This is a genomic window from Nocardioides sp. NPDC051685 (genome assembly GCF_044453405.1).
Taxonomy (GTDB): Bacteria; Actinomycetota; Actinomycetes; order Propionibacteriales; family Nocardioidaceae; genus Nocardioides.
The window spans coordinates 197962-211560 of the sequence record NZ_JBITCR010000007.1 but is presented as its reverse complement, the minus strand read 5'-3'; the positions used below and the strand labels follow the sequence as shown (position 1 = coordinate 211560).

At 69.0% G+C, this 13599-nt stretch carries 14 protein-coding genes; 8 read left to right on the top strand and 6 right to left on the bottom strand.

Going from position 1 to position 13599, the window contains the following annotated elements:
* Positions 1-144: 144 nt before the first annotated feature.
* Together nadA and ACIA03_RS20955 are read right to left on the bottom strand one after the other, a co-directional pair.
* Positions 145-1317 (bottom strand): quinolinate synthase NadA, encoded by a 1173-nt coding sequence (gene nadA, locus ACIA03_RS20960; protein WP_396986053.1) that lies wholly within the window; start codon positions 1315-1317, stop codon positions 145-147.
* A gap of 78 nt (positions 1318-1395) precedes the next feature.
* Positions 1396-2445: a DUF695 domain-containing protein gene (locus ACIA03_RS20955; protein WP_396986051.1), complete on the bottom strand. Its 1050-nt coding sequence runs from the start codon at positions 2443-2445 to the stop codon at positions 1396-1398.
* A gap of 94 nt (positions 2446-2539) precedes the next feature.
* On the opposite strand from ACIA03_RS20955, the gene ACIA03_RS20950 reads away from it, so the two are divergent.
* Positions 2540-3625 carry a glycerate kinase gene (locus ACIA03_RS20950; protein ID WP_396986049.1) on the top strand — a complete coding sequence of 362 codons (1086 nt, stop codon included), beginning with the start codon at positions 2540-2542 and terminating at the stop codon, positions 3623-3625.
* A 65-nt stretch (positions 3626-3690) separates the two neighbouring features.
* Positions 3691-4044 (top strand): iron-sulfur cluster insertion protein ErpA, encoded by a 354-nt coding sequence (gene erpA, locus ACIA03_RS20945; RefSeq protein WP_008363173.1) that lies wholly within the window; start codon positions 3691-3693, stop codon positions 4042-4044.
* Positions 4045-4099: 55 nt separating this feature from the next.
* Here erpA and ACIA03_RS20940 read toward each other — a convergent pair whose 3' ends face one another.
* Positions 4100-5515: an MFS transporter gene (locus ACIA03_RS20940; RefSeq protein ID WP_396986045.1), complete on the bottom strand. Its 1416-nt coding sequence runs from the start codon at positions 5513-5515 to the stop codon at positions 4100-4102.
* A gap of 86 nt (positions 5516-5601) precedes the next feature.
* Between ACIA03_RS20940 and ACIA03_RS20935 the strand changes: the two genes are divergently transcribed.
* Positions 5602-6198, top strand: coding sequence for a TetR/AcrR family transcriptional regulator (locus ACIA03_RS20935; RefSeq protein ID WP_396986043.1), 597 nt, complete (start codon positions 5602-5604; stop codon positions 6196-6198).
* Between the two features lie 86 nt (positions 6199-6284).
* On the opposite strand, the gene ACIA03_RS20930 is transcribed toward ACIA03_RS20935, so the two are convergent.
* Complete coding sequence (locus ACIA03_RS20930) at positions 6285-6500, bottom strand: hypothetical protein (RefSeq protein WP_396986041.1); 216 nt, start codon at positions 6498-6500, stop codon at positions 6285-6287.
* 119 nt (positions 6501-6619) lie between these two features.
* Here ACIA03_RS20930 and ACIA03_RS20925 point away from each other — a divergent pair, with 119 nt between their 5' ends.
* Positions 6620-7603 (top strand): carbohydrate kinase family protein, encoded by a 984-nt coding sequence (locus ACIA03_RS20925; RefSeq protein ID WP_396986039.1) that lies wholly within the window; start codon positions 6620-6622, stop codon positions 7601-7603.
* A 10-nt stretch (positions 7604-7613) separates the two neighbouring features.
* Here the strand turns inward: ACIA03_RS20925 and ACIA03_RS20920 are convergent, their stop codons facing one another.
* Positions 7614-7850, bottom strand: a complete 237-nt coding sequence (locus tag ACIA03_RS20920; protein WP_396986037.1) for a sulfurtransferase TusA family protein — start codon at positions 7848-7850, stop codon at positions 7614-7616.
* Positions 7847-8956, bottom strand: coding sequence for a cysteine desulfurase family protein (locus tag ACIA03_RS20915; RefSeq protein ID WP_396986035.1), 1110 nt, complete (start codon positions 8954-8956; stop codon positions 7847-7849). Before ACIA03_RS20915 ends, ACIA03_RS20920 begins: the two co-directional genes overlap by 4 nt.
* A gap of 175 nt (positions 8957-9131) precedes the next feature.
* Between ACIA03_RS20915 and ACIA03_RS20910 the strand changes: the two genes are divergently transcribed.
* From ACIA03_RS20910 to ACIA03_RS20895, 4 genes are all read left to right on the top strand, one after another.
* Complete coding sequence (locus ACIA03_RS20910; RefSeq protein ID WP_396986033.1) at positions 9132-10025, top strand: cytochrome c oxidase subunit II; 894 nt, start codon at positions 9132-9134, stop codon at positions 10023-10025.
* The gene (gene ctaD, locus ACIA03_RS20905) at positions 10022-11704 is read left to right on the top strand and encodes a cytochrome c oxidase subunit I (protein WP_396986031.1); all 1683 of its coding nucleotides are present in this window, start codon (positions 10022-10024) and stop codon (positions 11702-11704) included. The genes ACIA03_RS20910 and ctaD overlap by 4 nt, the downstream gene beginning before the upstream one ends.
* A gap of 5 nt (positions 11705-11709) precedes the next feature.
* Positions 11710-12126 (top strand): cytochrome c oxidase subunit 4, encoded by a 417-nt coding sequence (locus ACIA03_RS20900; protein WP_396986029.1) that lies wholly within the window; start codon positions 11710-11712, stop codon positions 12124-12126.
* Positions 12127-12275: 149 nt separating this feature from the next.
* Entirely contained in the window at positions 12276-13484 is a 1209-nt protein-coding gene (locus tag ACIA03_RS20895; protein ID WP_396986027.1) for an Ig-like domain-containing protein, read from the top strand.
* Positions 13485-13599: the final 115 nt, after the last annotated feature.

Below are 13599 nucleotides of genomic sequence, written 5' to 3'. Positions count from 1 at the left end.
TATCTTTATCAGCGCGCCCCGCGGCCGGCGCCCCCCCCCCCCCGCCGCCCCCCCCCCCCCGCGCGCGCTCCCCCCCCCCCCCCCCCCCCCCCCCCGACCTGAGTGACGCCTCGGCCGACGTATGGGACACCTCGGCAGAGGGTGTCAGTCGTCCTGGGTCTTGCCGGGCAGGTCGAGCATGCGCTGGAGGGCGAGCTTGGCGTAGCGCTCGGTGTCGGGGTCGACCTCGATGCGGTTGATGACCTGACCCTCGACGAGAGCCTCGAGGGCCCAGACGAAGTGGGGGAGGTCGATGCGGTTCATCGTCGAGCAGTAGCAGACGGTGCGGTCGAGGAAGACGATCCGCTTGTCCGGGTGGGCGTCGGCGAGGCGCTTGACCAGGTTGAGCTCGGTGCCGATCGCCCAAGCGGACCCGGCAGGAGCGGCCTCGATGGTCGAGATGATGAACTCGGTCGAGCCGACCAGGTCGGCCTTGAGGACGACCTCGTGCTGGCACTCGGGGTGGACCAGGATCTGTACGCCCGGGATCTCGGCGCGCAGGTCGTCGATGGTGTCGGGGGAGAAGCGGCCGTGGACCGAGCAGTGGCCCTTCCACAGGATCACCTTCGCCGCCCGCAGCTCCTCGGGGGATACGCCGCCGCCGGGCTTGAGCGGGTCCCAGACCACGCAGTCGTCCAGCGACATGCCGAGCTTCAGGACGGCCGTGTTACGGCCGAGGTGCTGGTCGGGGAAGAAGAGCACCTTGGCGTCGGACTTCTGCTCGAACGCCCACTCCAGCACGGCCTGTGCGTTGGAGGAGGTGCACACGACGCCGTCGTGGCGACCGCAGAACGCCTTGATGTCGGCGGAGGAGTTCATGTAGGTGACCGGCACGACCTGCTCGGCCACGCCCGCCTCCGAGAGCGCCTCCCAGGCCTTCTCGACCTGGCCCAGCCGCGCCATGTCGGCCATCGAGCACCCGGCCGCGAGGTCGGGGAGGATGACCGCCTGCGACGGCGAGGTGAGGATGTCGGCCGACTCGGCCATGAAGTGGACGCCGCAGAAGACGATGTACTCCGCGTCCGGCCGGGCGGCCGCGTCGCGCGCGAGCTTGAAGGAGTCACCGGTCACGTCTGCGAACTGGATGACCTCGTCGCGCTGGTAGTGGTGTCCGAGGACGAACACCTTGTCGCCGAGCTTCTCCTTGGCGGCGAGCGCGCGCTTGACCAGGTCGGGGTCGGAGGCGGCCGGCAGGTCGCCGGGACACTCGACGCCACGCTCGGAGTTCAGGTCGGTGCCGCGCCCCAGGGGGAGCAGCGGGAGGTCGACAGTCGTCATGATGACGATAATACATGTCGAGGGTTCGGCTACCCGGTGGCGTAGGTCACATGGTGGGACTCCTGCGCGGAGCCCGTCTCAGGCGCGCAGGGGTCGGACGGCGTCCCAGGCCGGGTCGGTGTCGACGCGGGTGACGACGTCGCCGTGCGCCCAGCCACCGACCGTCTCCTCGAGCCGCTGCGGGGCCGAGGTGGTGGGATCGACGTAGGCGTGGAGGAGGCGTACGCCGTTGGTGGTCTCATGGGCCACGACCCGGCCGTCGGGGCCGAGGGTCGAGGAGAGCCGGTCCTCGAGCTGGCCGAGCTCGCGGAGCGCGTCGGCCGAGGGGAGGCCCCGTTCGGCGAAGCCGATGTAGGGCACCATCACGCCGATGTGGTGGGTCAGGTTGGGCGCGGTGACCGGGTGCAGCGGCACGACCGCGCTCGCGATCACCGGGCCCTGCGGGCTCTCCCCGTGGAGCAGCACCCAGGCCGGGTTGCCGTCGGGGTCGACGTACTCCTTGCGGAGGTTCCGCACCGCGACGCGCAGACCGTCGAGGCCGAAGCCGTCGCGGGGGCGGGTGATGGTGGTCTCGACCTCGCCGATCCACAGCTCCGTGCTGGACTCGCCCAGCGTGGTGTCGAGGGCATGGAAGGCGATCTGCAGCCGGGCGTCCTCGGCGAGGTCGGGGAACGCCGGGTGGAACAGCGTGAGATCGAAGTGGGCACCGTTCTGCCGGGCGCCGACCAGCATGTCGGCCAGCCGGATGGCGGCACCGCCAGGGGTGGTGAGCACCGCCTCGACCGGGTCGTCGACCGGCGGGCGCTGGTCGCTGAACTCCCACGGGGAGACGCCGTCGGGCTCGGGAGCGGCGAGCAGCCAGCGGCGGGCGAGCGCCCGATGGTCCGGGTTGCCGCCCGCCGAGACGACCAGCAGCCGTCCGCCCAAGGGCCCAGGGCCGACCTCCCAGCTCAGGCCCGCCTCCATCGCGTCCACCCGCCGGGCCAGCAGCGCGACCAGCGCGTCCTGGTTGTCGGCGTCGATCGCGGCGCCGCAGGCCAGCGCGCCCTTCTGGGCCCACCAGGTCCAGAAGTCTCTGATGCGCCTGGTCTCTGAGTCACCGGCCCGGCGCCGCCCGAAGATCCGCACGAACCGACCTTAACGCGACGCATGCGTGATGGTTACTGCTCGAAACGACCGTGCGGGACACCCGGCGACTTCCGTGCGCGGGTAGGTTTCGGCCATGCGAGTGCTGATCGCCCCCGACAAGTACGCTGGCACGCTCACCGCCGCCCAGGCGGCGGCCGCGATCGCGGAGGGCTGGCGGAGTACGGCACCTCGCGACGAGCTCTCGCTGGCGCCGATGGCCGACGGCGGCCCCGGATTCCTCGAGCTGCTCCACGACGTCCTCGGCGGCGATCTGCGCGAGGTCGAGGTCAGGGGCCCGCACGGAGAGCCGGTCACTGCCCAGGTCCTGGTCGAGGGCGAGACCGCCTACGTCGAGTCGGCCCAGGCGGCCGGTCTGCACCTGACCGGCGGGAAGGGAGCCGAGCAGGCGACCTCGTACGGCGTGGGGCAGCTGCTCCTCGCCGCCCGTGACGCCGGCGCGACCAGGGTCGTCGTCGGTCTCGGCGGCTCCGGCACCAGCGACGGGGGCGCGGGGCTGCTCGCCGCGCTGGGCGCGACCGCCGACAAGCCGCTCGATGCCGGTGTCGCCGGGCTCGAGGGCATCTCCGAGGTCACGCTGCCCGAGCCATTGGGCCTCGAGATCGTGATCGCCAGCGACGTGGACAACCCGCTGACCGGGCTTTTCGGTGCGGTCAAGGTCTACGGTGCGCAGAAGGGCCTGGCCGAGGAGAGCATGCCCCGCTGGGACGGTGTGCTCCAGGACCTGGCAGCCGCCACGTCGCGTACGACCTCGACCGCGAAGGGCGCGGGAGCGGCCGGCGGGATGGGATTCGCGCTGCTGCTCCTGGGGGCCACGCGTCGGTCCGGATTCGACGTCGTCGCCGACCTGCTCGGGCTCCCGGAGCTGGCAGCGAGCGCCGACCTGGTGATCACCGGCGAAGGCTCCTTCGACCCGCAGAGCGCCGCCGGCAAGGTGCCCGCCGGGGTGGCGAGGCTGGCCGAGCAGGCGCTGCGGCCTTGCATCGTGCTCGCCGGCAAGGTCAGCATGAGCGGACGCGAGATGCGCACCCTCGGCATCGACGCCGCCTACTCCCTCGTCGACAGCGTCGGCGAGGAGCGAGCACTGGACCAGGCGTACGACTCCCTGGTCGGCCTCGCCGCCAGGGTGGCCCGGACCTGGTCCGTCGACCATCGGGAATAACCGAGGATGTGCGACGATTGAGCCTTAAGACACAACCCGCACCCACGCACAGGGAGCCCAGCTACATGACCGAGCAGACGACCGAACGCCGCGCCGACTCCATCAACCTGAGCGACGTTGCCGCCGCGAAGGTGAAGAGCCTCCTGGAGCAGGAAGGCCGCGACGACCTGAGCCTGCGCATCTCCGTGCAGCCCGGTGGCTGCTCCGGCCTGCGCTACCAGCTCTTCTTCGACGAGCGCACCCTCGACGGTGACGTCGTCACCGACTTCGACGGTGTCTCCGTCGTCGTCGACCGGATGAGCGTCCCCTACCTCAACGGCGCGATGATCGACTTCGTGGACAGCATCGAGAAGCAGGGGTTCACCATCGACAACCCCAACGCCACCGGCTCCTGCGCCTGCGGCGACTCGTTCCACTGAGCATCAGCGTGAGCGCCCCGGTCCGACGGACCGGGGCGCTCACGCGTTCTGGGCCTCAGGCAGGTGTCGGCGCGGGCCGCTGACCGGTGAACGCAGGAGTCGCCAGGACCAGGACGAGGAGACAGGCCCCGAAGGCGGTGGACGCGAGCATCGCGGTCTCCATGGCCGACTCCGTCCCCGCCGCCGCACGGTCGGTGAACACGGCGGTGAGTGTCGCGACACCGATCGCACCGCCGAGCTGCTGCATCGACTGGAACAGGCCCGCGGCGGCACCAGCGTCCTCGGCGCCGGCCGCCGCCATGATCTCGGCGCTGGCCGGGGTGAAGAAGAGCGGCGCGACGAAACCGAAGACGAAGCACGGCACCAGGACGCCGACCCAGAGCGGGGCGTCGGCGGCCAGGAGCGCGAACGCGACCAGCCCGACGAGTCCGAGGGTCGTTCCGAGCGTGATCGCCATGCGGCTGCCGATGCGCGCGATCAGCACCGGCACCAGTCGGGCGCCGATGATCACCGAGGCGCCCCAGGGTAGGTACGCGATGCCGGCTTCGAGCGCGTCGAAGTGGCGTACGTCCTGCAGGAAGAGCACCGAGAAGGTGAAGAAGCCGATCATCATGGCGGGCACCAGGAGCATGCCCGCATAGGGGACGGCGCGGCGGGCGCCTGCGAGCAGGCGCAGCGGTACGACGGGGTGCGCCGCGCGTGACTCCACCGCGATCAGGACGACCAGGGCCATCAGCGCGAGGACGAGGGAACCGAGCACGACCGGGTCGCCCCAACCCTCCTGGCCCGCTCGGGTGAGCCCGTGCACGAGAGCGACCATGGTGACGGCGGAGGCGATCGCACCGGGTACGTCCAGCCGCCCCGGCGTCCGGTCGGCGTCCCGGACGAACGCCACGGTCCCGGCGATGACGGCCGCGCCGACCGGTACGTTGATCAGCATCACCCAGCGCCAGTCCAGGGCCACCGTCAGCACGCCTCCGGCCACCAGACCCAGGCAGCTGCCCAGGCTGGAGCCGATGATGAACCAGGACATCGCTCGCAGGCGCTGCGGCCCCTCGTCGGTGTTCGCGACCAGCAGCACCATGATCGCCGGGCCCGCCAGTGCGGCGCCCACGCCCTGCACGGCCCGTGCTGCGATCAGCAGCTCACCGGTCGGTGCGAGGCCGCCCGCCGCGGAGGCCACGACGAAGACCGCCGCGCCTGCCAGGAGCACCCGGCGGGGGCCGAACATCGTCCCGAGTCGCCCGCTGACCAGGAGGAACCCCGCGAACGCCAGGGCATAGGCGGAGACGACCCAGGACAGGCCGACCGCGCTGAGTCCGAACTCGTCGCGGATGTAGGGGAGTGCGACGGTGACGATCACGCCGTCCACCATCAGCATCAGCTGGCAGGTCACCACCGCGGCGACCGCCCAACCTCCTCCACGGGCCCTGGCCCCGGTCGCGGCCCGTGTGTCGTGAAGCTCTGTCATGTCTGCGTACCTCGCTATGATCGGAAACAGGGAGACTCCCCATTTCAAATGTGGGGACAGTCCCCGGTTATTGTCAAGGGGTACTGATGACTGCGACCGAGATCACCGACTGGGCGAGCAGGCGGCCGAAGCGGGCCGACGCCCGCCGCAACTACGACGCCGTCGTCGAAGCCGCACGAGCCGCCTTCGCCCGTGACGGCGTCGACACCTCGATCGACGAGATCGCCCGCGCCGCCGGCGTCGGGAACGCGACGCTCTACCGGCACTTCCCGACGCGTGACGAGCTCATCGCCGTGGCACTTGCGGAGAACATGGCAGCCGTGCACACCCGTGGCGCCGAGCTGGTCGGGGACGAGAAGCCGCTGGCGGCCCTGCGAGAGTGGCTCCTGGCCACGATCGACCAGATCAGCACGTACGGAGGGCTCCCGGACAGCGTGCTCGACGCCGCGGGGCGCGAGGGGTCGCTTCTAGGTGTGACGTGTGGCCACATGCAGGAGACGACGCGGGTGCTGTTGAAGCAGGCGCAGGACGCCGGCGAGATCAGGCGCGACGTACGCATGGACGAGCTCTTCGACCTGGCCGCCGGCATCGCGTGGGTCATCAGCCGTGACCGCACCGCCGACGCCGCCCGCGCGGCTCGCCTCCTGGACCTCGCACTCGACGGGTTGATCCCGCGGGGCTGACCGCACGGGGACATGACGAGAGCCCCTGTGCGTGACAGGGGCTCTCTTGGTCTTCGGCTGGGATCGCGAGTCGCGACCTCGCCGGCTCAGGTCAGGGCGAGATCGTCTGCCACGTGGCCGCAGGTCTCGAGCATCGCGGCGTCGCGTGGCTCGCGGGACTGCATCCGCACCGCAGGCGCCGGGCGGGCCGACTCGCGCACCCGTGGCGCGGGCAGGCGCAGCGCGCTGTCGGCGGCGGCGCAGTCGGCGCAGAGCTGCGCGGGGCTGTCGAGGTCGTCGTAGGGTACGCGCATATCTGTCATGCAAACGACGGTAAGCACTACCAACGGGTAGCAGAAGGCCGACTCAGCGGTAATATTTCATCTCCCGTCCACGGTCGAGCCTTAACGTCGCCCGAGGTCTCGCCGGTAGGGTTCCGCGCATGTCCGGTTCACTCCTGATCGCAGGCTCCATCGCCACCGACCACCTGATGAGCTTCGGTGGAAAGTTCGCCGACTCGCTGGTCGCCGACCAGCTCGACAAGCTCTCGGTGAGCTTCCTGGTCAACGACCTCGAGATCCGCCGCGGTGGCGTCGGCGCCAACATCTCCTTCGGCCTGGCCAACCTCGGCCTCGCGCCGGTGCTCGTGGGTGCGGTCGGCGAGGACTTCGCCGACTACCGCTCCTGGCTCGAGCGCCACGGCGTCAACTGCGACCACCTGCGCGTCTCCGAGACGCTGCACACCGCGCGGTTCGTCTGCACCACCGACACCGCGATGGCGCAGTTCGCCAGCTTCTACCCGGGGGCGATGGCCGAGGCTCGCGAGATCGAGCTCGGCCCGATCGCGGAGAAGGTTGGTGAGCCGTCGTTCGTGCTGATCGCGCCCGACGACCCCGACGCGATGAAGCGCCACACCGAGGAGGCCCGCCAGCGCGGCTACACCTTCATCTCCGACCCGAGCCAGCAGCTCGCCTTCGGCGACGGTGAGCTGATCCGCGACCTCGTCGACGGCGCTGCCTACCTGTTCACCAACGAGTACGAGTCCCACGTGCTCCAGCAGAAGACCGGCTGGTCCGCCGAGGAGGTCCTGGCCCGGGTCGGCACCCAGGTCACCACGCTCGGCAAGGACGGCGTACGCATCCAGCGCAAGGGCGAGGACGCGATCGTGCTGCCCGCCGCGAAGAACGTGAACGCCGTCGAGCCCACCGGTGTCGGCGACGCCTTCCGCGCCGGCTTCCTCGCCGCGCTGGCCTGGGACTGCGAGCTGGAGCAGGCCGCCGAGGTCGGCTGCGTCCTGGCCGCCTACTGCGTCGAGACCGTCGGCCCGCAGGAGTACTCCTTCACCGCCGAGGAGTTCGTCGCCCGCGTCCGCGAGTCCTACGGCGACACCGCCGCCGACCAGATCGCTTCGCACATCAAGGGCTGAACCCCCCCGCTCAGCTCAGGCGGCGTATCCGATACACGGGTACGCCGTCTTCTGCTTCCACCTCGCCGACGAACTCCTGGCCGCGCATGCGAGCCCAGGCGGGTACGTCGTGGTGGGCTGCGACGTCGTCGGCCGCGACGGCGATGACCTCGCCGATCTCGACATCGCCGAGGTGGCGGCCGAGCTCGATGATCGGCCGCGGACAGGCCTGGCCGCGGCAGTCGAGGGTGACGCTCGGCGCGCTCACAGCCCCGCCTCGGCGCGCAGGTTCTTGACGATCTCAGGCAGTGCGTCGAGCACGCGCTCCACATCCTCTCGCGTCGTGTCGCGGGTCAGCGATAGCCGAACGTTACCGTGTGTCAGCGCTCCCATGGCAGCAAGTACGCGAGACGGTTCTCGGGTGTCCGACGTGCAGGCCGAGCCGCTCGCGACACCGGCGCCGATACGGTCCAGCGCGGTCACCAGCGCCTCGCCGTCGACATACAGCGCCGAGAACGTCACCAGATGGGGGAGCCGGCCCTCGGCAGGGCCGGCGACGTCGACGTCCGGGATCTCCGCGCTCACCCGATCGCGGACCAGCTTGATCAGCTCGTGCTGGCGGGCGTTGACCTCCTCGCGCTCGGCGACCACCGCCTGGAGCGCCGCGGCGGCGGCCAGCGCCCCGGGTACGTTCGTGAACCCCTGATCCGTACGCGACCACTCATCGCCCGGGAACGGCCACCGCCAGCGGGCCGACCTGCGCACGACCAGCACTCCCACCCCGCCGGGGCCACCCCACTTGCGGGCGGAGCCGGCGATCGCGTCCCCGACCTCGGGCAGGGGCAGGCGTCCCATCGAGGCGCCGGCATCGACGAAGAGAGCGGCCGGGCCGGCGGCGGAGGCGACCTCGTCGAGGGGCTGGAGCGTGCCCACCTCGTGGTTGGCCTGCTGGACGGCGACCACATCGACGTCTCCGCCGGCGAGGGCGGCGCGGACGGCGTCCACCTCGACCCGTGCCTCGGCATCGACGGCCAGCTCGATGACGGGGGAGCGCTGCGACCAGCGCGCGGCGTCGATGACCGCCTGGTGCTCGACGGCACTGTGAGCTATGCCACGTGATCCGAGCCCCAGCAGGCCCGCGTGCACGGCGGAGGTGCCCGAAGATGTGAAAAGGACCTCATCGCGACGGACCCCCAGCGCCTCGGCCACGACCTCGCGGGCGTTCGCGAGCAGCAGCCCCGCGTTACGGGCCGGCCGGTGGAGGCGGCGCGGGTCGGCGTACCCCTGATCGGCCGCGGCCAGAAGCACTTCCCGCGCGGCGGGGTGGAGTGGTTCGGCCGAGGCGGCGTCGAGGTAGATGAAGCTGTCGGTCACAGGACCCAACGGTAGCCATACGCGACATGAGGAACCCCTGAAGATGAATCCGGAGGCGCTCGCGGTAGTCTGCCGACATCTGAGTGTTCGCATGAGAGAGAGGCTCGTAGTGGGTCTGCACTTGCCAGGGGCCGGATCGACTCCGTCCCACGCCCGCGCCCGCCGTGGTGCGCTGGTGGCGACGCTGACGGCCGGCGCCCTCCTGCTGAGTGGCTGTTCGGGCGAGGCGGCGCGTTTCGGCTTCCCCGAGCCGCGTTCTGAGCAGGGGGAGCACAACCTTGCCCTGTGGCAGGGCGCGTGGGTCGCCGCGTTGATCACCGGTGTCCTGACCTGGGGGCTCATCTTCTGGGCGATCTGGCGCTACCGGCGCCGCAGCGACGCCGACGTCCCGGTCCAGACGCGTTACAACCTGCCGTTGGAGATCTTCTACACGATCGCCCCGGTGCTGATGGTGATCGTCTTCTTCGACCACACCGTCAAGGTCCAGAACGAGATGCTGGACAACGGCAACCCGACCAATGTGATCGAGGTGACCGGCCAGCAGTGGCAGTGGACCTTCAACCACGGCATCGGTGAGCCCGACCTGAGCGCCGACGACAACCTGGTCGACGACAAGTACGCCTACGACAGCTACGGCTACGTCGTCGGCACCGGCTCGCACATCCCGACGCTGGTCCTCCCGGAGAAGACCACCACGCGGTTCAACCTGCGCTCGGCCGACGTCATCCACAACTTCGGTGTCCCGGAGTTCGGCATGAAGATGGACGTCGTCCCCGGTCGGGTGAACCACTACTCGATCACCACGAAGGAGGCCACGGCCACCTTCGACCCGAACGCGGAGGACCTCATCGAGGGCAAGACCTTCCGCGGTGCCTGCTACGAGCTCTGCGGCGTCTACCACGCCCGGATGATCTTCAAGGTCGCGATCCTCTCCGAGAGCGACTACAAGTCCTACGTCGACACGCTGGCGCAGAAGGGCTTCGAGGCCGAGCGTCCGCTTCTCGGTGGCGGTAAGTCCACCCGCCCCGCCGACGACGTCTCCAGCCACAACGAGGAGGAGGGCGAGTGACTGCCACCGCTGCACCCCCGGTCGCCGGCGGCCGCAAGCCGCTCGGCAAGCTGATCTACCAGCTGCTGACCACCACCGATCACAAGCTGATCGGCAAGATGTACCTGGTCACGTCGTTCTTCTGGTTCCTGATCGGCGGCATGATGGCGCTGCTGATGCGTTCGGAGCTGGCGTTCCCGGGGCAGCAGGTCGTCAACGACGAGCTGTTCAACCAGCTGTTCACGATGCACGGCACGATCATGCTGCTGCTCTTCGCGACGCCGCTGTTCTTCGGCTTCTCGAACGTGATCATGCCGCTGCAGATCGGCGCTCCTGACGTCGCCTTCCCGCGACTCAACATGTTCAGCTACTGGCTCTACCTCTTCGGTGGCCTGATCTCGGCCAGCGGCTTCTTCACCCCCGCGGGTGCGGCCGACTTCGGCTGGTTCGCCTACACGCCGCTCTCCACCGCGCAGTACTCGCCGGGTGTCGGTGGCGACCTGTGGATCATGGGTCTCTACATGGCCGGTCTGGGCACCATCCTCGGCTCGGTCAACTTCATCACCACGATCATCTGCATGCGTGCGCCGGGCATGACCATGTTCCGGATGCCGATCTTCACGTGGAACACCCTGATCACCGCGCTGCTCGCGCTGATCGCGTTCCCGATCCTCGCCGCCGCGCTGCTGATGCTCGAGTCCGACCGCCAGTTCGGTTCCCACGTCTTCGACGCCGCCCACGGCGGCCCGATCCTGTGGCAGCACCTGTTCTGGTTCTTCGGTCACCCCGAGGTCTACATCATCGCGCTGCCGTTCTTCGGCATCATCTCCGAGATCCTCCCGGTCTTCAGCCGCAAGCCGATCTTCGGCTACATCGGCCTGGTCGCCGCGACCCTCGGTATCGCGATCCTCTCGGTGGCGGTGTGGGCGCACCACATGTTCGTCACCGGCGCGGTCAACCTGCCGTTCTTCTCCGGCATGACCTTCCTCATCGCCGTGCCGACAGGCGTGAAGTTCTTCAACTGGATCGGCACGATGTGGGGCGGATCGGTCAGCTTCGACACCCCGATGCTGTGGTCGATCGGCTTCCTGACGACCTTCCTCTTCGGTGGTCTGACCGGCATCATCCTGGCGAGCCCGCCGCTCGACTTCCAGGTCTCCGACTCCTACTTCGTGGTTGCTCACTTCCACTACGTGGTCTTCGGAACCGTCGTGTTCGCGATGTTCGCCGGCTTCTACTTCTGGTGGCCGAAGATGACCGGCCGGATGCTCGACGAGCGCCTCGGCAAGGTCCACTTCTGGCTGCTGTTCGTCGGCTTCCACGCGACCTTCCTGGTCCAGCACTGGCTCGGTGTCGAGGGCATGCAGCGACGCATCTCCGACTACCTGCCCAGCGACGGGTTCACCTTCCTCAACCAGTTCTCGACGGTGGGTGCGTTCCTGCTGAGCCTGTCGATGCTGCCGTTCTTCTACAACCTCTACGTCTCCCGCAACGCCCCCAAGGTCGAGGTGGATGACCCGTGGGGTTGGGGCCGCTCGCTGGAGTGGGCCACGGCCTGCCCGGCGCCGCGCCACAACTTCGTCTCCATCCCGAAGATCCGCTCGGAGTCCCCGGCCTTCGACCTCCACCACCCGGAGATCGCCGCGCTGGAGCACGATGAGGACGATCTCCTCTCCACCAGCTCCAACAAGGAAGGCTGAGCACGTTGAAGTCTGAAGCCTGGATCTTCGTGGTCTGCACCGCCTTCATGGTGCTGGTCACCCCGGCCTACTGGTTCGTCACCGCAGCCTCCGCGGAGGGTGGCGACTGGACCGGCACCTCGGCGCTGGTCATGTGCACCCTGCTGTTCGCGATGATCACCGTCTACCTCGGCTTCCACGCCATGAAGATGGACCCGCGTCCCGAGGACCGCGAGGACGGCGACATCGCCGAGGGCGCGGGGGAGTACGGCTTCTTCCCGCCGTTCTCCTGGTGGCCGCTGTGGGCCGGGCTCACCTTCGGCCTGGTGGTCCTCGCCGTCGCGATGGCCGCCTGGTGGCTGCTCATCATCGCCGCCGTGCTGGGTCTGCTGGCCCTCGCCGGCTGGAACTTCGAGTACTACCGAGGCGAGTTCAAGCACTGAGCAACGGACCTACGCGGGGCCCGATCCGAGATGGATCGGGCCCCGGTTCCGTTCTTGCACGCCTCTTGGCGATGCCCGGTAGGGTTATCGCGCCCGCGTCCCGGTTTCGGGCGTCTTGGGTCAATGATCAGGTCTGGAGCAGTCTCACCGTGTCAACGCAGTCACCGTTTCACCGCCCGTCCGTGTTCGCCCGCCGCCGGGTGCTGTTGACCACCGCCGCCGCGGCTCTCGCGCCGGTGCTCGCCGCGTGCGGGGCGGACTCGGCTTCGAAGGAGCCCAAGAAGCCCGCCGAGCCGACGGTGCAGATCACGCCCAACATCGAGAACAACGCCACCGGCGTCGCGGTCGACAAGGTGGTCAAGGTCGACGTGGCCAAGGGGCGTCTCGACGAGGTCATGCTGACCGGCGCGAAGGGCACCAAGGTGCGGGGCACGATCACCGAGGACGGGCTCAGTTGGAGCGCGGGCGAGGTGCTCGAGCCGACCGCCTCCTACACCCTCTCGGTGACCGCCACCGGTGACGACGGTCTGCAGCAGAAGAGCGAGGTCAAGTTCTCCACCGAGGATCTCGGCCTGGACCGCCAGACCTACCCGTCGATCGCACCGCTCGACGGCGAGACGGTCGGCGTCGGGATGCCGATCATCGTGACGTACGACCTGCCGGTGAAGAACAAGGCCGCCTTCGAGAAGAAGATGCTGGTCGAGTCGACCCCGAAGCAGGACGGGTCGTGGTACTGGGTGAGCGACAAGGAGGTCCACTACCGTCCGCGGACCTACTGGCAGGCCAACTCCACGATCAACGTGAAGCTCAACATCAACTCGGTCCCGGCCGGCGGCGGCATCTTCGGCCAGAAGGACCGCGAGATCACCTTCAAGACCGGCGACGCCCACATCTACCGGGCCAACGCCCAGACCCACCAGATGGAAGTCTTCAAGAACGGACAGAAGATCAAGACCATCCCGATCACGACCGGCAAGGAGGGGTTCGTCACCCGCAGCGGCGTGAAGGTGATCATCGAGAAGTTCAAGCGCAAGACCATGAACTCCGAGACCATCGGGATCAACCAGGGCGACCGGGAGTACTACAACATGGAGGGCGTGAAGTGGGCCATGCGGCTCACGTTCTCCGGTGAGTTCATCCACGGCGCGCCCTGGTCGGTCGCGCAGCAGGGCAACGCCAACGTCTCCCACGGCTGCACCGGGATGAGTGACGAGAACGCGAAGTTCCTCTACGACATGACCCGCCGCGGCGACGTGGTCGAGACGGTGGGGACCAACCGCCAGATGACGTTCAGCAACGGCTGGGGCGACTGGAACACCTCCTACGACGAGTACCGGGCGGGGTCTGCTCTCGCCTGACCCGCGGCGCGCCGAAGTCGGCTTGGGCCTGTGAACCGGCCTGAGTCGATATCGTGCAGTGCAGTAAATAGCGTGTGACATCAAGCGTTTGCTGCTTGCGTCCTGAAGCGTCTTT